This is a genomic window from Rivularia sp. UHCC 0363 (assembly GCF_034931125.1).
Lineage (GTDB): Bacteria > Cyanobacteriota > Cyanobacteriia > Cyanobacteriales > Nostocaceae > Rivularia.
Window position 1 is genome coordinate 25,629 of record NZ_JAYGHM010000001.1, and the last position, 21,312, is coordinate 46,940.

The window sequence follows — 21,312 nt, forward strand, 5'->3', positions numbered from 1 at the left end:
TAACTTTTTCTCCCCATGCGCGTACTCAAAAAAGGAAACGGTTGGCGTATCGGTACCAATCCAGCAGCATCGGAATTTAAAGGCTTGCTGGGTACGGATGATTGGGCTGTAGAGTTGACGGAAGCTGAATTAAAGGATTTTTGCCATTTGTTGACGCAACTCGCTAATACCATGCAACAAATGGCATCGGAGTTGATGGACGAAGAAAAAATCGCTTGTGAAGCTGAAAGCAGTTTAATGTGGATGGAAGTAGAAGGACTACCCCACGACTACAATTTACGTTTCATCCTTCATTCAGGACGTTGTGTAGAAGGTAAATGGGATGCTGTTGCCGTCAAAGAGTTAATCCAAGCCGCATCTACAATCGAGGTTTTTTGAACTTAATTTGTGAACTTAGTTTTTTACATATAGTTTTTTTAAGTTATGTAGTTGTTCTGCTGCAATTTCGTGTTAATATACGAAAGTTAAAACCCCAGATTTTTAATTTTCGTAAGAGAAAATTAACAATCCATTTTAAACTTAGACAAAATCCGATTTACGGGGCGTAGCGCAGCTTGGTAGCGTGCCACTTTGGGGTAGTGGAGGTCGTGGGTTCAAATCCCGCCGCTCCGATTTAATTGAATTTTATAAGTTTTATAGTTTCTAATCGTAGTTGTGTTTTAGCACCAGAATTTTAACCCTGATGCATAAAACATATAGGATTACTTGGCAAAATTTTGGAAAAGTGATTCCGTATATTATAGCGGTTTTCAGTTGAGTCTAATACACTCAAAACCTCACCCCGTCCTATGTCCTCCGGACACGCAATGCTAACGGACACCCCTCTCATTAATAAGGCTACGGTGTACACACAAGTCTTTAAATCCTATCTGGAAGCGACTTTTGAACTATGAGCTAAATCGCTCGAAGCCCTGTCATTGCGTGTGCGTAAGCGCAGATTCACAGAGTGTTCCCTCTTAGGGAAGGAGGAACGACGAAGCAATCCCAGCATCTTGCGATTACTTCGCTACCCTTCGGGAACATCTTCGATGAACGCTCGTAATGACAATTTAAGGGGGTTGAAATCTCTCAAACCTTTGGTAAGACTACTTGTGTGTACACCGTAGCATTAATAAGGAGAGGGGAAGGGGGTGAGGTTCATAAACAGATTCCTATATACAAAAAATCAAAATAGGTCAACAGAGATTTATTAATCTCCTTCGGAAGAGTTAAAAAGCAAAGTTTTAAATAACACCTACGATAAGTACGCTACAATGCATAGACTTTTACAATTATTCTGTCGCAGAAAAATTATTTTCTAGTAATCTAATAGTTTTTAAATCCAGCAAATATTATCATGAAAACGCTACCACTCAAGCTGTTAACGGAACCATTTTTGCAATTTCCGACTCAAACCTCGATAAAAGTTGTCTGGTTTACCGAATTTATGGGGGATGGACACGCAGTAGCATACGGTAGTAATTTGCTTGAAAGTGTCTTTACTAAAAATATTAGACCGATTCATTTAAGAGAAGACCAACAATCGCGAGTAGAAAACCAAACCGCAGACGGACAAGTTTATCATAAACCAGTTTTGCGAGAGATATGGCGACATGAAGCTAATTTAACTAACTTAACTCCAGGTAAACGAATATCTTATCGGGTAACAAGTATTACAGAAAACAGCGAGTTAATCAGTACTAAGACGTATACACTTGAACCCGCACCGTTACCTGGTAAACCGCTAAAGATTTTATTAACTTCCGACCATCAAATCAAGCCGATGGTAGCAGCAAACTTACAAAAAGTTAGGGAAACCTTTAAAAGAATTGACGCGGTTTTCTTTGCTGGCGATTTAGTTAATATACCAGACCGTGCTAGTGAATGGTTTGATGATAATCGTGGGAATGCTTTTTTCCCTTGTTTGCAAGGACGTGCTAATTATGTGATGGAATACGATGGCATTCAAACGACTTATACGGGAGGGCAAATTATTCAAAATGCTCCGATTTTTCCTTGTATTGGAAATCATGAAGTTATGGGACGCTTCAATACGGGAAAAAGCTTGAATGAAGAATTTAACGATACAATTCCTCGTAATATTGCCGAAGAAGAAGATAATTCTTTTAATACCAACACTTTTGAGAAAATATTCAGTTTACCGCAAACAGAAACAGGCGAAAAAGGCTATTATGCAGTAACTTTTGGTGATGTACGATTAGTCGTTTTATACATCACCAATATGTGGCGTTATCCTACCACGGAAAACAGCCATAAAGGGAAATATGCCGAACCAGAAAAAGAATTAAAAAATCCGGAAAATTGGGGATACGGACAGCATATTTACGAACCAATTTATGAAGGTAGCACTCAATATAATTGGCTTGTAAATGAACTTAACAGCACCGAATTTCAGCAAGCGAAATACAAAGTTGTGATGTTTCATCATCCACCCCACACTTTAGGAGATAATATTGTACCTGCTTACACTGACCCAGTACAGATAATCGAACGAGATAATAATGGTAATGTTACGTCGGTACGTTATGAATATCCTAAAGAGCAGGATTATATTAATCGTGATGTAATACCGCTGTTAGAAACAGCAGGAGTACAGTTAGTATTTTACGGACATTCTCATTTATGGAATCGCTTTGTTAGTCCTAATGGAATGCACTTTTTAGAAACATCAAATGTCGGTAATTCTTACGGTGCAGCATGGGGAGATAGAAAGCGAAATAACGTACCAAATAGTGGCGACGATAATTATGTAGAAATTGGCGACCCCTACGGTTTGGAGCCAATTGTACCCACAATCGCACCGCTTTTAGACGAAAACGGTCAGCCATTACCTTATATTTCCAGCAATGAAATTACCGTTTTTAGTATCTTTGATACCGAACAAGGAACTATAAGCAGCTATCGATTTGATACCAGTAAACCAAATTCTGAAGTTGTCAAATTTGATGAGTTCCGGTTAAAAAGTTAGGAATTGGTAATTGGTAGTTGGTAATTGGTAATTGGTAGTTGCTAAGTAAGTCGGTACAAATAAAACCAACCATGTAACAAAATGTAAATTGGCTTTAAAGCCTTGCCCCTACTCCCTACTGGCTACTCCCTACTCCCTTGTCCTAATTACGATTTTCAACGCCGACCTACTAATTGTTTTAAATCATCATCTGGATTGTAGAACCATCCTGGGTTTTATTTACTTCAATTCGGGCGGCGAAGGCTTCTTTTAGGTGCGGCATATGGGTTACGGTGAGGATGCAGGCAAAATCGGGCGCGATCGCATTGATTGCTGCAATTAATCTGTCGCATCCTTCGCTGTCTTGGGTACCAAATCCTTCATCAACTATTAGTAATTGTAAAGCTGCTCCGGCTCGCTGTGCGAGTAATTTGGCTAGTGCTAAACGAATCGCAAAGTTGATTCTAAAGGCTTCTCCACCGGAATAAGTTTCATAGGCTCTTGTACCTCTCGCGTCGGCGATTACAATATCTAAAGTGTCGATTAATTTGGCATTTTTCTTTTTAGCTTTACTCGTTTTTCCCGCTCTTTGAGTAATAAATTGTACGTGCAGTTGATTGGCACTTAATCGAGAAAGTAGCTTGTTTGTCTCGGCTTCTAGCTGCGGCAACACGTTTTCAATCATCAGTGCTTGGATACCATTTTTACCAAATGCCTGCGCTAATTCCTGATAAACGCGCTGCTGAGCGCGAACTAACTTTAACTGCTGTTGCTGTTCTGAATACTGAACTTTCAAGTTATCCAAATACTGAGACTGCTGCTGTAAGCGTCCTAACTGACCAAGTTTATCGTCGAGTTGACGGCGACGGTTTGCCAGTTGCTGTTCTAAATTCTGGATTTGAGCGCTGGGGTTAGCGGTTTGCTCTAACTGTGCCACGATACTGTTAATTTGAGTAGCCAATGAATCTTTTTCGCTCAACCTGGTACTTAACGCTTCTTGCAAGGATTGCGATCGCAGTTTCATTTCGGGATGCTGCTGTTGGGCTGCAACCAGTTGCTGATAGCGCAAATGCCAGGACTGGGCTTGTCTTACTTCTATGCGGATTTGGTTATGACGCTGGTTATCGTAACCCATTTGAGCAATACGATTTTCTAAATCTTTAATTTCTCTAGCAATTTCGGAATCAGTTTGTTCTAACTTAATTTTGTGTTCTAATTGATTAACTAATTCCTGAATTTGCGGTTTTCTGGCTGCTAATTGCGCTTGTCGCTTCTGTGCATCTTTAATTTGTCCCTGTTTGATTTCTGCCCATCGCCATTTTTCTACTTCACTACGAGCTAAAGCGTGATTTTGTTCGCTGTAATTCAACTGCTGCAAATATTCTTCTAATTCTTGCAATTCGCTTTGCTGTTGAGGCGCATAATCACCTAAATTTAGAGTCTTTTCTAATCTCTCTTTTTCCTCAGCGATTTGCTGTATCTGTAAATCAACTTCACTAGTCGCCTGTAATTGTGCGGCTAATTCTCCCTTCTGCTCCCGTAAAGCTTCATAAGGGGACAATTTACTATTTACGCTGCGATATTCCTGCCTGAGAACCTGAATTTCTCGCTCCGACACCGCCATTTGGTCGCGGAACACCCATAGTTGCCCTTGGGTATCCTTGAATTCAACCTTAGTTTTATCTGCGACTCGATTCCAATGATGCTCGTCCAAAGGACGCTCGCACAAAGGACAAACAGCATCAGGGTTTTGTAACATTTGCAGTTTTTGGTCTAATTCCCCTAAAAGTCTTTCATATTCGCGCTGTTGAGCCTGCAAGCGCTCCATAAAATGCCGTCTTTCCTGTCCTTTCTCCTGTACTCTTTGCAGATAAATTTTATCTTTATCTAACTGTTCGATCTTCGTCTCTACTTCTATCACCGCTTGTTGAAGTTGCGGTTGACGGCGAGATTGACTTTGCAATTGCCGAGCAGTAACCTGCAACTGTTCGATTCGCGCTACTATCCCCGCTTGGGTGCGATGCAGTTCTGTTTGTAACTGTTGTCGAGAAAGCAACAGAGGAGAAACCTGCATTTGCAAATTATCTAAATTACTTAAATGTTGACGTGCTGCTTTTAATTTTTCTAGTGCTGCTTCTACGTTACCCGCATTATTGAGAGTCTGCTGAATATCTTGCTCCTGTTGCTCCAAGGCTTCCAACTGCGCTTGACTTTGTTGCAACTGTCGCTCGATTCCTTGAATATGCTTGCTCAACTGCTGTTGTTTTTGCTGATGCAATTGGCGATCGCGAGTAAATTCGGCGAACAAAGCACCCATTGCTTCTTCTTGAGATTGCAGAGTCTGGTAATTTGCGTATTCGGCTTTAATTTGTGCTTCTCGATCTAACAACCGTTCCAAAGACTCAAGCTGAGTTTTCAAACTTGATTGTTCGCTTTCTAAACGTTTACTATCTTGAGTCAGATTAGTATATTGTTGCCGTACAAAATGCAGTTGTTCTTCCCAACCTTGGCGCTGGTGTTCGACTACTTGTAAACTTTGTAACTGAATGTTATCAAAAGCCTGTACTTTTTGGAGTTCGTTGAGTTCGGCTTCTAACTCAGTTCTTTGTTGAGCAATACTTTCTTGTTGTTGTAGTTGAGCTTTCTTCGACTCCAAAGTGCGATCAAATTCTTCTCCCCGTGCTTTTAACTGACGCGATAATTCTTTTGCTCTTTCTTCCAACTCATCGTACTGATTTAACTTTAATAATTCAGCTAAAATTTCCTTACGCTCGTTTGGACGCTTGAGCATAAACTCGTCAGCACGACCTTGACGTAGGTAAGCAGAATTTATAAAAGTATCGTAATCGAGCTTAATATGATTGAAAATTTCATCCTGAGTACCTCTCAAACCCTTACCCGTGAGGGACTTAAAACCTTCAGGTGTTTCAATCTGAAACTCTAAAGCACTACTAGAACCCCGACGACGAGTACGAATTACTCGATAAATTTGTCCGTTAGCTTCAAAAGTAAAATCAACTCGAACATCTTTAGCTCCAGTATGAATCACATCATCTTCTGAAGTCGCTCTACTTTCACCCCAAACTGCCCAGGTGATAGCTTCTAAAAGCGAAGATTTGCCAGCCCCATTAGAACCACAAATGCAGGCCGTATGCAATCCGCTAAAATCCAAACTTGCATCTTGATAACTAAGAAAGTTTTGTAATGTTATTTGTACTGGAATCATTTAGGCTAATTGCGGGCGCTGACTTTTTATTAATAGCAGTACATATGCTGTTTCTGTAGTCTAACTATGTAGAAATATTCTTTGTAGTTTTTAATCCTTCATTTTTACAAAACTTAACATTTTGGCAAATAATTTGTTTCCTACTAAGCAAATTATTTTTTCTTTGTCACGGAAAAATAATAATCCCATTGTTAGTTGAGAGCAAAAAAAATGGGAAGAGAAGGGGAGAGGGGGTACAGAGGGAAGAAGGGGTAGATAATTATTAACTCCTCACTCTTAACTGTTTTAATCTAAAATCCAAAATCCAAAATCTAAAATCTAAAATTCGATAGCTCCTAACTCCATTTAGTCTTTCTGAGGAAATTGAATTTTATTACCTTGGGGGGTAGAAACAACTTTTCCACCTAGAGCTTCAATTTCGCGAATGGCTTTAATTTCGGTTTTTTGATCGGCTCCATTACTTAAAACCATAGCCCAAGCAGAAATTTGAGCGTATTTGCTGTTCCGATTATTTTTGAGAAACTCTGCCGTTTGTGCGGAAATTGATGCGACCTGCTGACTTTCCGTATCGAAATGTTCTTTAGCCCATTGAGCAGCGTTTTTAAAAGATTTTCTTGCTGCCTTCGTATCACCTAGAAATAGTAACTCATCTACACCTTTGTAGCGCCATATATAGTAAGAATTTTTAGGAACCCAAGGGCTAAGGGACTTTAACCCTTCATTCATAATCTTTACGGACTCTTGCGGCATTCCAGCATACATGGAACCACTTGTAGAAAGTGCTAAATAAGCATTTACAAACCGGGGGTCGCGCTTTAAAATAACCTCAAAGTATTGCGGGCTTAAACCGTAACCTGTTTTTGCGCGAACTTCATCGTCACCGAAATATTGTAAAAAATTAAGATATATCCAATTTGCAATTAAGTTATCATAGCCAAATGTAGGAATTTTTTTGAGAAATTTCAGACGTACTTCAACTGCCTTGATTTCTCTTTCTAAAGTGACTACTTCAGTATAAGATTTGTCGGACAGCAATTTTTGCATTCGCGGAAATTGTAACAAACTAACCGCAACTAAGCATAAACAGGCTACACTTGACGAGGTAATGACTTGGCGAGATAGAGCAAACATATTCTGGGATAACTAAAAGGTATTGCATTACTACCTCATAGTTCCCTGATACTTTATAAAAGTAACAGATTCAAAAAATAAGGCTCATAGACAGTAGTTTTTTTGTTTTGTCTGACTAAACTTAAAACTATAGAGCGATTTGAATCATTGCTTTTTTGCTCGACTGGGGACTGCGATCGTCTAGAGACGCAAAGAAACTGGTTCCAGCCATTTTCCCAAAATTTGACTCAAGTGAGTCATTGGTGTGTAAAAAGCTATTATGACTACTTTAGCCATATGTAGTTTTGTGGAAAATAGACAAGTGCATCCACTCACTTCTTTCCCGGATAACCAAAACGGTGAGTAGAAACATCAACTTGTGTGGCTTTGCATGAAAATGGTCTATTAAATGTCGGCACATTTTTCTGTTTGGATGATTATATTGGATCAAGATTTGAAAATTTGTAATTATGGCAAGTAAGACAATTAACGTTAGGGAATACACCGTCAGAGCGCATAAACGCGAAATTCATACAAGGGTATTTTCGTTTGTGTGTAAAGAGTGCAACAAACCTACAGATCGGGAAACTTTTGGACCTCGCCCGCTTTATTGCGAAAGGTGTCGTCCACCTCACCCGTCTAATCGAAAGTCAAATACTAAGTCTAGAAAAGCCAAGCCAAGAGCAATGAGCTATAAAGGTGAGGCTGAAATTAGTTGAATCAGAATGTTATGAAACCAGAGTCGCAGCAAGAAATACAAACACCACCCCAAGCTTTACTTGAACCGTTACTCGGTTTGAGAGAGTATTATGCTCGCCTAGTACAAGAGTACGAGGTTAAAGTAACTAGCGCTAGAATTCAACTTGCTCATGTGGAAGCACTGCTGTCTAGTTCTTCGGGTGTAGTTAATAGTAAAGCCTTATCTGGACTTGAGATACTTGATGTTACGGCGATTACGCAAACATCTTCTCATCTATCCCCAGAAGCAGTGTCTCAGTTTAACGGTAGTGGCACTCAAGAGAACGATTTAGTTGAATATGATGAAGAGGAAGAGTCTGACTTTGAACCGGACGAAGAATTGACTTTCGCTTCACTTGAAGAGCATCCTAATCAAGAGAACACCGATCGAGTAAGCCAGCCTTCTACTCTTAAAAAAGTCGCGTCAGCCAAGGAAAAACACAATCCGAAAAGCGGCTCCGATATTGCGATGTTGCCCGAATTCCGGCATATTTCTCGAATAGAAGCCATTAAAGAGCTTTTAGAAGAAAATAGGGGCAAAGTATGCCATATCGACTTCGTAGTGCGATCGCTTTATGGAGATTTAGAATCAACTGGATTTAAAATCGTCAAAGGTAGAGTACATTCTTCGCTAACCCACGGTAAAGAACAAATGTACTGGGCTTCTGTTCCTGATGAGCCTGGTTGCTATACCTTAGATTTAGATTTGGTGATACCACCTGGTAGCAAAGGTAAATTAAAAAGAGCCAGACCTAAAGCTAGTAAGCCACTGATACCTCAGAGGACAAAAAAAATACCAATGCTACCTCAGTATGAGGGTCAATTCTTGATTGATGCAATTTCCTCATTTTTAGAAAAAAATGTGGGGAAAACTTATTCTGTAGGTGAAATTATCGAACAAGTTTATGGAGCGCTTGATGACGAAGAAATTAGAGACATGAAGATTAGGAGTATGGTACTTGGCGAACTTTCCCGAGGTTATCGCATCGGCAGATTTGCTAGAGTTCCCAACAAACTCGGTTATTACACTTGGGATTTAGATGCTGTGAATGTTTAATTAGCAATGCTCGCCTTATCTATAGTGGCGGGCATTGGAACTTAGGGAATATGAGTGAGGAATGAGGAGTTATGAGTTATGAGTTGGGAATTAAGAGTGATAAATGGAAATATAGATATATCAATAGTAGTATGTCTGCATATCGAAATTTATTCCCCATCTCCAATTCCCTATTCCCCATTCCCTATTCCTTCAAACAAATTTGTAGCATTCACGGGCAATTTGCCAATCTTCTTGAGTGTGTATAACTAATACCCTTACCGCTGAGTCAGTTGTGGCAATATCTTTATCGATGGGTTTACTAATGTTTTTACTTGAATCAATTTTTACTCCTAAAAATTCAAACGGTTGACAAGCAGCTTGACGAATTTCGGGAGAGTTTTCGCCAACGCCAGCGGTAAAGACTAAGGCATCTAATCCCCCTAAACTAGCTAACATGGCTCCGATATAAGAACGTAGGCGATGTATGTAGATATCGAGAGCAAGTTGAGCGCGTTCATTCCCCTGAGAAATTGCTGCTTTTATTTGCCGCATATCACTGGATATTCCAGAGATACCATTTAAGCCAGATGCTTTATTTAAAACATTATATAACTGCTCAACCGTACAATCTTTTTGTTGTAACAGGTAAATTAAAATACCTGGGTCAACGCTACCGGAACGACTACCCATCATTAACCCATCAAGAGGTGTAAATCCCATCGTTGTGTCTATACTGCAACCGTTTTTAATTGCTGCTAAAGAACAACCGTTACCCAAATGACAGTTTATCAAACGTAAAGACTGTAAATCTTTACCCAAAATTTCAGCAGCACGTTCGGCACAGTATTGATGGCTAATACCGTGAAACCCATAACGGATAATATCTTGTTCAACCCAATTGTAGGGGCCGGGATAAATCGCCGCAGCGTCGGGCATATTGCGGTGAAATGCGGTATCAAAAACTGCTACTTGAGTTACTCCTAAAAGCTCTTCTACAGCTTCAATACCCGCTAAATTCACTGGATTATGGGCAGGAGCAAGAGTAGCAAGATTAGCGATCGCGTTTTTCACCTCTGGAGTAATTACCACGCTTTCCCTGTAGTTTTTCCCACCATGTACTACCCGATGTCCCACCACATCAATTTCTGATTGATTAATTACTTTGGTAGAACCTTCGGATATTGTATTGAGTAAGCGAGCCATGACTTGAGATTGGGAATCTGTAGCTATTTTTTCGGTGAATTTTTCCCCGGTAGCTGTTTCCACCTGAATTTCCGCAACACCTTGATGATGGCTCCAATCCACTTTCCCTTCCCATAGCGGTGCAGGTGGTGAAAAGGGAATATCACCTGTAATGTCGTACAAACAACTTTTTTGAGTGCTAGAGCCAGCATTTAGTACAAGTATTTTCATTTTTTAATGTTTTTTAACTATAAAAATGCGCTTAATCCAGCCTACGCAGGTAGGCTTTGTAATATTAGCCCCAGGATTCCAGCCTGCGGGTGTTCTCATATAGAATTGGTATTAGTAATTGCCTTTTAGCCAATCAAATAAAATAAAAGACGTTGCATTGCAACGTCTCTACATTCAATTAATTAAAGGATACTAGTTTTAAGCAGCCTTAGCTTCATTGATGTTAGCCAATTTATCAGCTAATAGCTTTTCAAGGTCTTCCAAAGCTTTGGAGAAACCTTTGATTCCTTCGTCTAACTTGTCAGAAGCCATTTTATCTGCTGCGTGCATTTTCTCGAAGGTAGCTTTGTCCATCGAGATTTTCTTAATGTCCATTTTCGCCGCTTTTGCAGCGTCAAGTTTACGGGGCAATTCTTCCGTACTGTTTTGCAATTCAGCTAAGAACTTAGGAGCAATTGTTAATAAGTCGCAACCAGCAAGTTCGGTTATTTCTCCCAAGTTACGGAAACTAGCTCCCATAACTTCAGTTTTGTAACCAAATTTCTTGTAGTAGTTGTAAATCTCAGTAACGGACAAAACACCTGGATCTTCTGGAGCAGGATAGCTATCTTTTCCGCTATCTTTCTTGTACCAGTCGAGAATACGTCCAACAAAAGGAGAAATCAAGGTAACACCAGCTTCCGCACAAGCAATAGCTTGGTGGATACCGAACAATAATGTCAGGTTACAGTGAATACCTTCTTTCTCAAGAATTTCCGCAGCCTTGATACCTTCCCAGGTAGAAGCAATTTTGATTAAAACGCGATCGCGAGAAACTCCAGCGGCTTCGTATAGCTTAATGATTCCTCGTGCAACGTCAAGTGTAGCTTTGGTGTCGTAGGAAAGACGTGCATCAACTTCCGTGGAAACTCTACCAGGAATGATTTTGAGAATTGTCAAACCAAAAGCCACAGCTAAACGTTCAAAAGCCAATCTGCCAATATCAGTTTGACTTGCATTAGCACCAGCATCTTTCTGTGCTTGAGCTAAAGTATCGTCAACGACTTTTTGATATTCCGGCATTTGAGCCACTGTTGTAATCAAAGAAGGATTAGTAGTAGCATCTTGGGGCTTGTACTTCTCAATTTGTTGGATATCACCTGTATCGGCTACCACAACGGTCATTGATCGCAATTGTTCTAATAAATTTTTGGACATAATCTACTCCATTAAATTGATGTGTTGAGGATTGACGCTTTTTGTCTAATACTGGTGCTGCTTGCAAAATCTAGCGATCGGTAATTAATACATTTTCCCAAATAACTATTCCTAATTACCGATTGAATCCCTTCCATAGCCAGCAAGTCCTATTCTATTTACCAATTCACAATATTGACTGTCGGATTATATGCACTTTGATTAAATTGTTCTTAAGAAATTATACCGTTTTGAGTTTTCATAGAGAATTTGGGCATGGGTAATGGGTGATGGAGCATTCATTGAAAATTAGATTGTGTTCCCAATTCCTAATCCCCAATTACCAATTACCAATTCCCAATTCCCAATATTTAAGCTACCGCCATTTCTTCATTTTGCAAAATCCCTTCTTTTTCCGCCATGAATAGCATCAAGTCAACTACGCGACAGGAGTAACCCCATTCGTTGTCGTACCATGAAATTACTTTGAAAAAGTTGGAATTTAGTTCAATTCCCGCACCTGCATCGAAAATACTGGAATGAAAATTACCCTGAAAGTCTGTGGAAACTACTGGTTCATCTGTGTAACCCAAAATACCTATCATTTCCCCTGCGGCGGCAACTTTCATCGCTTCACAGATTTCTTGATAGCTAGTAGATTTTTCGGTTTTGAAAGTTAAATCGACTACGGAAACGTCGGGAGTAGGAACTCGTAATGCCATCCCGGTTAATTTTCCTTTGAGTTCTGGTAATACTAAGGCTACGGCTTTTGCTGCGCCAGTGGAAGCGGGAATAATGTTTTGAGCCGCACTACGACCTGCTCGTAAATCTTTCTTAGAGGGCCCGTCTACCGTGGGTTGTGTGGCTGTCATGGCATGAACGGTAGTCATCAATCCTTCTGTTAAACCAAAGTTGTCGTTGATGACTTTGGCTATGGGAGCTAAGCAGTTGGTAGTGCAGCTAGCATTAGAAACTACGGTATCTTTTTCGGGGTCGAATAAGTCGTGATTGACACCCATTAATAAAGTTTTTACTTGTTCGGGGTCTTTCGTGGGAGCAGAAATTATTACTCTTTTTGCTCCGGCTTTTAAGTGATTTGATGCACCTTCGTAATTAGTAAAAAGTCCGGTAGATTCAACTACATAATCTGCACCTAATTTACCCCAAGGTAGTTCTGCTGGGTTTCTGACAGAAACGCAAGGAATAAACTGTCCGTTGACAACAATACCGTCTTCCTTGGATTCAACAACTCCGTTGAATTTACCGTGAGTAGAATCGTATTTTAATAAGTAAGCAAGGTTTTCCGGTGGTACTAAATCGTTAATACCAACAAACTCGATATTAGGGTTATCGATACCAGCACGAAATACTAATCTACCAATCCGACCAAAACCGTTTATACCAACTTTTAATTTACTCAATTTATTACCTCCTGTTTTCAGTGAACAGTTAACAGTGAACAATTCTCAGTCATAAGATAATGTTTAGCTTGGTCACAATATCTATGATTTTCAATTAGGGTTTAACAGTTAGTAATTAGTAAACAGCAAACAGTTATGAATAAACAGTAAACAGCAAACAATTAGTTAAAAAGCAGCAGTAACTTATAACTAAAGAAGTAGATAAAAATTAAAAAAACCTTAAATTAATCTCGCAATCCGAATTAAGGTTCTCTCGTTTCTCTCGTTACAAGGTTCTACCTTCTAATGCATTTCACGAGGCTCTACCTCAATTTGATACCGGAGGCAGAGCCTCTTGTAATGGGTTCCCAGCCAGAGACTGGGAACCAGTTAAATCTCAAATTTCTCGTTACAAGGTTCTACCTTGTAATGCATTTCACGAGGCTCTGCCTCAATTTGATACCGGAGGCAGAGCCTCTTGTAATGGGTTCCCAGCCAGAGACTGGGAACCAGTTTGATTGATAATTGTTAATTAATAACTGTATTCTTGCATTCACGACCTTTCTCGAAGTCGGTGATGTTGGATAAGGTTGTTTGAGCGATATTTTGCAGAGCGTTTTTGGTAAAGAAAGCTTGATGTGCGGTAATGATTACGTTGGGAAATGTTAGTAAATGTTGAAAAACATCGTCTTGAATTACTTCTAGTGACAAGTCTTCAAAAAATAAATCGCGTTCTTGTTCGTATACGTCTAAACCTACATAGCCTAATTTCTTAGATTTTAAGGCATCTATTACTGCTTCTGTATCGACAAGTCCACCGCGACTGGTATTGATCAACATCGCTCCCGATTTAAATTGCTCTAAAGTTGTAGGGTTAATCAGGTGATGGGATTCGGGAGTCAAAGGACAATGTAGCGAAACGATGTCCGATGCGGCGAGTAATTCTGAGAATTCTACATATTTCACGCCCATTTCCAAACAGTCGGGGTTTTGATAAATGTCGTATGCGAGTAAATTGCAGCCAAATCCTTTCATAATTTGAGCAAAACACATCCCGATTTTACCCGTACCAACTATACCGACGGTGGAACCATGTAAGTCAAATCCTAATAAACCTTTGAGGGAAAAATTAGATTCGCGGACTCGATTGTAGGCGCGATGGTACTTACGATTTAAAGTTAAAATTAATCCCGCCGCGTGTTCGGCGACTGCATAAGGAGAATAAGCCGGAACTCTGACTACGGTAATGCCTAATTCGGTAGCGGCTTTGATATCTACATTATTGAAACCCGCTGAACGTAAAGCAATCAGCTTGGTTCCTTGTTTGGCGATCGCACTTAAAGTTTCGGCATTTAACTGGTCGTTGATAAAAGCGCAGATTGCCGGAAATCCTGCTGCCAAAGCCGTAGTTTCACTGTTTAATCTTGGCTCAAAAAATACAAACTCGTGAGCGCCATCGGCATTTGCTTCTAAAAGAAAGTGGCGATCGTAGTTTTTTGTACTGAATACTGCTACTTTCATGATAATTAGGGAGTAGGGAGTAGGGAGTAGGGAGTAGAGGGTGTAGAGGGGGAGATGGGGGAGATGGGGAAGACACAGGGAAGGGGACAAGGGGACAAGGAGAAATTTAAACTACTAACTCCTAACTCACTACTCCTAACTCACTACTCCTAACTCCTCACTCCCTACTCCCTACTCCCTCATAAATAATTACGACATCTTCAAACCGGCTTTATCGGTTGAATATTCGTCGAGACTGACTTTACAGGGTTCTATATTCCAAATATCTTGACAATATTCCCAAATTGCTCTATCTGAGGAAAATTTACCCATGCGTGCTGAATTGAGGATTGACATCCGAGTCCAATTTTCTGTATCTCGATAAGCCTCAGATACTTTGACTTGGGTGTCAATGTAGGATTGGTAATCGGCGAATAACATGAACCTGTCTTGGTTAAACAGCGAATCTAACAACGGTTTGAACAAATTGCGATCGCCATCGGAAAACTGTCCGCAAGCTATCAGGTCAATAACTTCTTTTAGCTGAGGATTAGATTCGTAATAGCTCCTGGGGTTATATCCCTTGGCTTTCAATTCGTAAACTTCTGGAGTGGTTAGACCGCACAAAAAGAAGTTTTCCGCGCCGACTTCTTCACGAATTTCGACGTTAGCACCGTCGAGGGTTCCAATTGTCAAAGCACCGTTGAGGGCGAATTTCATGTTACCCGTTCCGGAAGCTTCTTTACCAGCGGTGGAAATTTGTTCGGAAAGATCCGCACCCGCGTAGATAAATTGGCTTGAAGATACGTTGTAGTTTGGTATGAATGCTACTTTTAAACGTCCCGCAACATCTGTATCGCTGTTTACTACACTTCCAACGGCGTTGATTAATTTGATAATTAATTTAGCGATGAAGTAACCGGGGGCTGCTTTACCCGCGAAAATAAATGTCCGGGGTAAAATATCAGCTTGCGGATTTTTCTTGATTTGGTTGTAGAGGGTGATGATGTGGAAAGCGTTGAGTAACTGACGTTTGTATTCGTGCAGTCGCTTTACCTGTACGTCAAACAAGGAATTGGGATCGACTGTAATTCCGTTGCTTTTTTGAATTAATTTAGCTAAGTCTTCCTTATTAGCTTGTTTGATTTCGCGCCAAGTTTGCTTGAACTCTTTATCATCGATGAATTTTTCTAACTTCCTAAGTTCATCTAAATGCGTAATCCAATCTCTACCGATTTTATCGGTAATTAGGCGAGAAAGTCGGGGATTACCCATTAACAGCCAGCGACGCGGAGTTACACCGTTTGTTTTATTGATAAACTTCTCTGGAAATAATTCGTAGAAGTCGTGGAGGACATCTTGTTTAAGTAACTCTGTATGTAGCGCTGCTACACCGTTGATTTTATGGCTACCGACACAAGCTAAGTGTGCCATGCGGACTTTTCTTTCGTCGCCTTCTTCAATCAAAGAGAGCCGTGATATCCGTTCTAAATCACCAGGATAACGCTTTCTAACTTCGGCCAAGAAGCGGAAATTGATTTCGTAGATGATTTCTAAAATCCTGGGCAATAATCTACCGAATAGTGCCACGGGCCAGCGTTCCAAAGCTTCTGGCAGCAGGGTATGATTGGTATAAGCAAAAGTCTTTTGAGTGATATCCCAAGCTTTATCCCAAGACATTTGATGTTCGTCAATCAGCAGCCGCATCAATTCGGCAATTCCAACTGAAGGATGGGTATCGTTGAGCTGAATTGCAGCTTTTTCACCCAAATTATCTAAGGTCTTAAAAACTTGTTGATGACGACGCAGAATATCTTGCAAGGAACAACTAACAAAGAAATATTGTTGCTGCAAGCGCAATTCTTTACCCTGCATTGTATCATCGTTAGGATAGAGAACTTTGGAGATATTCTCCGAGAACATTTGACTGCCTACCGCACCGATGTAATCACCAGCATTAAAAGCCTGTAAGTCAAATTCATCACTTGCTTCAGCTTTCCACAACCGCAGAATATTTACTGTATCGACACCGTAACCCGGTACAGGAGTATCATAAGGGACTCCAGATACTTTTTGCTGGGCAGCCCAGCGTACTTGGAAGCGTCCGCTTCTATCGTTGTATATTTCGGTATGACCGCCAAATTTGACTTCTACGCGATATTCGGGAAGCGGAAGTTCCCAAGCATTACCAAAAAGCAACCATTTATCGGGGTTTTCGACTTGCCAACCGTTACGAATAACTTGCTCGAAAATTCCGAATTCATAACGAATTCCATAACCGACAGCGGGAATTTCCAAAGTTGCTAAAGAATCGAGATAGCAAGCTGCAAGTCTTCCTAAACCACCATTACCTAATCCCGGTTCGTGTTCTTTTTCTAATAAATCGTCTAACTCTAACCCGGATTCTTTGAGAACAGTTTTAATTTTTTCATAAAGTCCGAGATTAATTAAACAATTACCCGTATAGCGTCCCATTAAAAACTCAGCGGAGAGGTAGTAAACCGTTTTTACCTGTTGCTCCATATGAGTTTCGGCTGTTTTGATGCGTCGTTGCAGAATGCGATCGCGAACGCTATAGGCAACAGCCATATAATAATCGTGCAAGGTGGCAAAATATTCGCCCTTTCCTTGAACGTAATAAAGACTATCAGCAATGGCACGTTTGAGAGTTTCCTCACTCATACCAGTGCGATCGTCTTCTACTCTAACTTTAGCTGTGCTACGCACAGACACATTTTCCAGCGCTAGCTTACTATTTTGTTGCTCGGATGAACTGCTACTCATTATGGTGATGTTGCTAAGATATTAAATTTACACTTATATCTAACCTATAGCTTTATAACATCCTCTCCCTTACACTTGCTTATTTAATAATTGGTAATTGGGAATTGGGAATTGGGAATTGGGGATTGGTAATTGGGCATTGGGGATTGGGAATTGCTAACAGTTAAGAGTTCTCTTCCCCTTGTCCCCTTGTCCCCCCATCTCCCCATCTCCCCATCTCCCCATCCCCCCATCTCCCCCTCATCCCCTACCGCTTCCACTTCCAATCGCGAATTTCTGGCATATCTTCGCCGTGTTCGCGGACGTATAGCTTGTGTTCGATTAATGTATTGTGCAACATTTGCTTGACGTGAGCCGCTCTATATCTCAGATGGGGAACTCTGTCAATTACATCATCTGCTAAATTAAAGCGGTCTAAGTCGTTCAAGACCACCATATCAAAAGGTGTGGTTGTGGTTCCTTCTTCTTTGTAACCCCGGACGTGGAGATTTTTGTGATTTGTACGACGATATGTTAAACGGTGAATCAGCCAAGGATAACCGTGGAAGGCAAAGATCACTGGTTTATCAGTGGTGAAAATGCTGTCAAAGTCTTTATCGCTTAAACCGTGGGGATGTTCGGTTTCTGGCTGTAGGGTCATTAAGTCTACTACGTTTACTACCCTGATTTTTAATTCTGGAAAATTATCCCGTAATATATCTACTGCTGCTAATGTTTCCAAAGTGGGAACGTCTCCAGCGCAAGCCATAATTACATCTGGTTCGCTTCCTTGGTCGTTAGAAGCCCAGCCCCAAATACCGATCCCCGTGGTGCAGTGTTTAACTGCTTCATCCATATTCAGATACTGCAATGATGGTTGTTTACCCGCTACGATAACGTTAACGTAATTGCGACTTCTCAAACAATGGTCTGTCACGGATAGCAAACAATTGGCATCGGGTGGTAAATATACTCGCACAACCTCGGCTTTCTTATTCATCACATGGTCGATAAAGCCGGGGTCTTGATGGCTAAAGCCGTTGTGATCTTGCCGCCATACGTGAGATGTTAATAAATATGTTAGTGAAGCAACTGGTCTGCGCCAAGGAATCTCGCGGGTCGTTTTCAACCATTTGGCGTGCTGGTTGAACATGGAATCGATGATATGGATGAATGCTTCATAACAGGAAAATAATCCATGACGACCTGTAAGTAAGTATCCTTCCAACCATCCCTGACAAGTGTTTTCGCTGAGAATTTCCATGACGCGACCATCTACACCCAGGTGGTCGTCGTATTCCAAGGTTTCTGCTACCCAAGTTCTACTTGTAACATCGAATACGTCAGCAAGCCTGTTAGATGCGGTTTCGTCGGGACCAAATAAACGGAAGTTGCGGCTATCTAGATTAAGCTTCATCACATCCCGCAGTAATTTACCCATAACGCGGGTTGCTTCAGCAATGACTTTCCCCGGTTCGTTAACTTCTACTGCATAATTGCGAAAATCTGGCATTTTCAAGTCTCGCAGCAAAACACCGCCGTTAGCGTGGGGATTGTCACCCATGCGTCGTTTTCCTGTAGGTGCGAGTTCGGCTAATTCGGCGATTAATTTACCGTTTTGATCGAATAATTCTTCTGGGTGATAGCTCTTCATCCAGTCTTCTAACAACTGTACGTGTGCTGGTTCCGCAGCCATATTTGATAAGGGTACTTGGTGCGATCGCCAATAATCTTCGGTCTTTTTCCCATCAACTTCTTTTGGTCCCGTCCAACCTTTGGGACTTCTCAGAATAATCATCGGCCATTGCGGACGCGCTTTGAAGCCATTTTGACGCGCATCTTCCTGAATTTCGCGGATTTCATGTAACGCAGTATCCATCGTTGCAGCCATCAATTGATGCATAGCTTCTGGATCGGAACCTTCGACAAAATAAGGTTTGTAACCATAACCTTCAAACAGCTTTTGCAATTCCTTATGACTTATCCGTGCCAAAAGTGTAGGGTTGGCAATTTTATAGCCGTTGAGGTGCAAAATCGGCAGTACCGCACCGTCGTGTATTGGGTTCAAAAACTTATTAGAATGCCAACTTGCCGCTAAGGAACCCGTTTCCGCTTCACCATCACCGATAACGCAAGCCACAATCAAGTCGGGATTGTCAAAAGCCGCACCATAAGCATGGGAAAGAGAATAACCCAGTTCTCCACCTTCATGAATGCTTCCTGGAGTTTCCGGTGCTACGTGAGAGGGAATTCCACCAGGGAAAGAAAACTGTTTGAACAGCTTTTGTATCCCCTGGGCATCTTGAGAAATATTCGGATAATATTCGCTGTAAGTTCCTTCTAAATAAGTGTTAGCTACCAAACCGGGACCACCATGTCCCGGGCCAGCAATATAAATCATACTCAAATCATCTCTCTTTATTACCCGGTTGAGATGAACGTAAATAAAATTCAAGCCCGGAGTAGTTCCCCAGTGTCCTAAAAGTCTAGGTTTGACGTGTTCTAACTTCAGGGGTTCTTTGAGTAAAGCATTATTTAATAAATATATTTGTCCTACCGAAAGATAATTCGCAGCATTCCAATAAGCGTTCATCTTGCGTAATTCATCATCCTGCAACGGCTTAGTTTCGGGAAGGAAAGAAACAGTCATAATCAACTCCTTAACTTGATGTTTTTACGCTTTCATACTTACACATTTATGTAAACGTATTGTCATTAAATTTTTCTATGTCTAAGTAAATATTTCCTATAGTTAAATATTGAAAATCTAAAAAAAATCAGATATCTTACCTGTTTTTGTCTGACAGTAGAATGTCAAATAAATAATCTAATCCAATTTCTTTGAAAGTTTAGCATAATATCTTGTTTAACGGTTTGATTTTAACCACAATTTAACCAAAGCTGTAACTTGAAAATTAGTATTTACTAATTTAAAATAACTAATAAAATTTGATTTTCCAATTAGTTTAAATAAAATTTACTTCTTTAGATAGAAGATTATTTTCAAAATAATAGTTATATCAAGTTAATTAAACTAAATTATTCAAATACACAACATAAAAATCTTAAATACAACGTTGCTCGATTGAATCAATTACATAACTAAAACCTCACCGAGTAAATTTTTATGGTTTGAAGCCCCCGGATTTATCCGTGGATAATACTTTGTTGAAGCCCCTAAATTTTATTTATGGGAAATTAATTACGAATTACGAATTACGAATTACGAATTACGAATTACGAATTATACTCACCCTCATACTAACGGTAAAGGGCAAGGTTATTTATTTAGAGAATTAATATTAATTAACTAATTTCTAACAAACCAGTTGGTGGTGTAATTTCAATCCGACTGGCTTGCAAATCAACCACCGGAACGATTTCTTTGACAAAAGGAATTAAAACAGTCTTCTGATTTTGGATTTTAACAGCAGATGCTTTCGTTTTGGATTTTGGATTATGTCCTACGGACACGCTACGCGAATGGATTTTACCCTTATCTCCCTCTCTCACTATCTCCCCATCCTTTTGTTCCTCCAACCGCACCTCCAGCAAATCATTGCCAGCAGCAATCAGATCGATTACCGTACCGATAAACTCCCCGGTTTCCTGCATAAAAACAGGTAAACCCACTAAATCCATTAAATGATATTCATCTTCACCTAAAGCAGGGCGATCGCTCTCCGGTACGCATAACTTGCAATCGCGTAATTGCTCAGCTTGATCCCGATGTTTGACACCAGCTAGCTGAATTACATACAGATTTTTACCTTCGAGAAAACGACCTTTGACTAACTCCACCTCTTCCGGTTCCGTTGCATTGGGACGCAACAGCCAACGTTTACCCGGAACCTCAAAGCGTTCGGGAAAATCCGTCTCCGGATAAACCCGTAACTCACCATTCATCCCTTGAGGTGCAACAATCTTACCGATTTCTAACCAATTATCAATCATCAGTTACCAATTCGCAATTCGCAATTCGCAATTCGCAATTATTCAT

13 protein-coding genes and 1 tRNA gene are annotated in these 21,312 nt (G+C 40.4%); 5 read left to right on the plus strand and 9 right to left on the minus strand.

From position 1 onward, the window contains the following. Window positions 1–15 precede the first annotated feature (15 nt). The 3 genes from VB797_RS00130 (at window position 16) to VB797_RS00140 (ending at window position 2,968) form a co-directional block, all read left to right on the plus strand. Window positions 16–378 carry a DUF1818 family protein gene (locus tag VB797_RS00130; RefSeq protein WP_323235580.1) on the plus strand — a complete coding sequence of 121 codons (363 nt, stop codon included), beginning with the start codon at window positions 16–18 and terminating at the stop codon, window positions 376–378. Between the two features lie 160 nt (window positions 379–538). Beyond that, window positions 539–612: transfer RNA gene (locus VB797_RS00135), tRNA-Pro, on the plus strand. Between the two features lie 724 nt (window positions 613–1,336). Further along, window positions 1,337–2,968: a metallophosphoesterase family protein gene (locus tag VB797_RS00140; RefSeq protein ID WP_323235581.1), complete on the plus strand. Its 1,632-nt coding sequence runs from the start codon at window positions 1,337–1,339 to the stop codon at window positions 2,966–2,968. 178 nt (window positions 2,969–3,146) lie between these two features. Here the strand turns inward: VB797_RS00140 and sbcC are convergent, their stop codons facing one another. Both sbcC and VB797_RS00150 read right to left on the minus strand, forming a co-directional pair. Beyond that, a complete protein-coding gene (sbcC, locus tag VB797_RS00145; RefSeq protein ID WP_323235582.1) occupies window positions 3,147–6,173 on the minus strand; it encodes an exonuclease subunit SbcC in 3,027 nt (1,008 codons plus the stop codon). Between the two features lie 345 nt (window positions 6,174–6,518). After that, window positions 6,519–7,304 (minus strand): hypothetical protein, encoded by a 786-nt coding sequence (locus tag VB797_RS00150; protein WP_323235583.1) that lies wholly within the window; start codon window positions 7,302–7,304, stop codon window positions 6,519–6,521. A 449-nt stretch (window positions 7,305–7,753) separates the two neighbouring features. On the opposite strand from VB797_RS00150, the gene VB797_RS00155 reads away from it, so the two are divergent. Both VB797_RS00155 and VB797_RS00160 read left to right on the plus strand, forming a co-directional pair. Continuing rightward, the gene (locus tag VB797_RS00155; protein WP_323235584.1) at window positions 7,754–8,002 is read left to right on the plus strand and encodes a hypothetical protein; all 249 of its coding nucleotides are present in this window, start codon (window positions 7,754–7,756) and stop codon (window positions 8,000–8,002) included. Between the two features lie 11 nt (window positions 8,003–8,013). Then, window positions 8,014–9,078, plus strand: a complete 1,065-nt coding sequence (locus VB797_RS00160; protein WP_323235585.1) for a hypothetical protein — start codon at window positions 8,014–8,016, stop codon at window positions 9,076–9,078. A 192-nt stretch (window positions 9,079–9,270) separates the two neighbouring features. Here VB797_RS00160 and VB797_RS00165 read toward each other — a convergent pair whose 3' ends face one another. The 7 genes from VB797_RS00165 to rimM all read right to left on the minus strand — a co-directional run bounded on the left by VB797_RS00165 (window position 9,271) and on the right by rimM (window position 21,266). Continuing rightward, on the minus strand, window positions 9,271–10,473 hold the full coding sequence (locus VB797_RS00165; RefSeq protein ID WP_323235586.1) for an acetate kinase: 1,203 nt from the start codon (window positions 10,471–10,473) through the stop codon (window positions 9,271–9,273). 198 nt (window positions 10,474–10,671) lie between these two features. Further along, the gene (locus VB797_RS00170) at window positions 10,672–11,670 is read right to left on the minus strand and encodes a transaldolase (protein WP_323235587.1); all 999 of its coding nucleotides are present in this window, start codon (window positions 11,668–11,670) and stop codon (window positions 10,672–10,674) included. A gap of 350 nt (window positions 11,671–12,020) precedes the next feature. Continuing rightward, on the minus strand, window positions 12,021–13,070 hold the full coding sequence (gene gap / locus VB797_RS00175; RefSeq protein ID WP_323235588.1) for a type I glyceraldehyde-3-phosphate dehydrogenase: 1,050 nt from the start codon (window positions 13,068–13,070) through the stop codon (window positions 12,021–12,023). A 507-nt stretch (window positions 13,071–13,577) separates the two neighbouring features. Further along, the gene (locus tag VB797_RS00180; RefSeq protein ID WP_323235589.1) at window positions 13,578–14,570 is read right to left on the minus strand and encodes a 2-hydroxyacid dehydrogenase; all 993 of its coding nucleotides are present in this window, start codon (window positions 14,568–14,570) and stop codon (window positions 13,578–13,580) included. Window positions 14,571–14,759: 189 nt separating this feature from the next. Then, window positions 14,760–17,333, minus strand: coding sequence for a glycogen/starch/alpha-glucan phosphorylase (locus tag VB797_RS00185; protein WP_323235590.1), 2,574 nt, complete (start codon window positions 17,331–17,333; stop codon window positions 14,760–14,762). Between the two features lie 247 nt (window positions 17,334–17,580). Continuing rightward, complete coding sequence (locus VB797_RS00190) at window positions 17,581–19,962, minus strand: phosphoketolase family protein (RefSeq protein ID WP_323235591.1); 2,382 nt, start codon at window positions 19,960–19,962, stop codon at window positions 17,581–17,583. Window positions 19,963–20,618: 656 nt separating this feature from the next. Further along, window positions 20,619–21,266: a ribosome maturation factor RimM gene (gene rimM, locus VB797_RS00195; protein WP_323235592.1), complete on the minus strand. Its 648-nt coding sequence runs from the start codon at window positions 21,264–21,266 to the stop codon at window positions 20,619–20,621. Window positions 21,267–21,312: the final 46 nt, after the last annotated feature.

Coding starts and splice junctions, on each gene's coding strand:
- VB797_RS00130 (WP_323235580.1), top strand. CDS start 16: ATGCGCGTACTCAAAAAAGGAAACGGTTGGCGTATCGGTACCAATCCA.
- VB797_RS00140 (WP_323235581.1), top strand. CDS start 1,337: ATGAAAACGCTACCACTCAAGCTGTTAACGGAACCATTTTTGCAATTT.
- sbcC (WP_323235582.1), bottom strand. CDS start 6,173: ATGATTCCAGTACAAATAACATTACAAAACTTTCTTAGTTATCAAGAT.
- VB797_RS00150 (WP_323235583.1), bottom strand. CDS start 7,304: ATGTTTGCTCTATCTCGCCAAGTCATTACCTCGTCAAGTGTAGCCTGT.
- VB797_RS00155 (WP_323235584.1), top strand. CDS start 7,754: ATGGCAAGTAAGACAATTAACGTTAGGGAATACACCGTCAGAGCGCAT.
- VB797_RS00160 (WP_323235585.1), top strand. CDS start 8,014: ATGAAACCAGAGTCGCAGCAAGAAATACAAACACCACCCCAAGCTTTA.
- VB797_RS00165 (WP_323235586.1), bottom strand. CDS start 10,473: ATGAAAATACTTGTACTAAATGCTGGCTCTAGCACTCAAAAAAGTTGT.
- VB797_RS00170 (WP_323235587.1), bottom strand. CDS start 11,670: ATGTCCAAAAATTTATTAGAACAATTGCGATCAATGACCGTTGTGGTA.
- VB797_RS00180 (WP_323235589.1), bottom strand. CDS start 14,570: ATGAAAGTAGCAGTATTCAGTACAAAAAACTACGATCGCCACTTTCTT.
- VB797_RS00185 (WP_323235590.1), bottom strand. CDS start 17,333: ATGAGTAGCAGTTCATCCGAGCAACAAAATAGTAAGCTAGCGCTGGAA.
- VB797_RS00190 (WP_323235591.1), bottom strand. CDS start 19,962: ATGACTGTTTCTTTCCTTCCCGAAACTAAGCCGTTGCAGGATGATGAA.
- rimM (WP_323235592.1), bottom strand. CDS start 21,266: ATGATTGATAATTGGTTAGAAATCGGTAAGATTGTTGCACCTCAAGGG.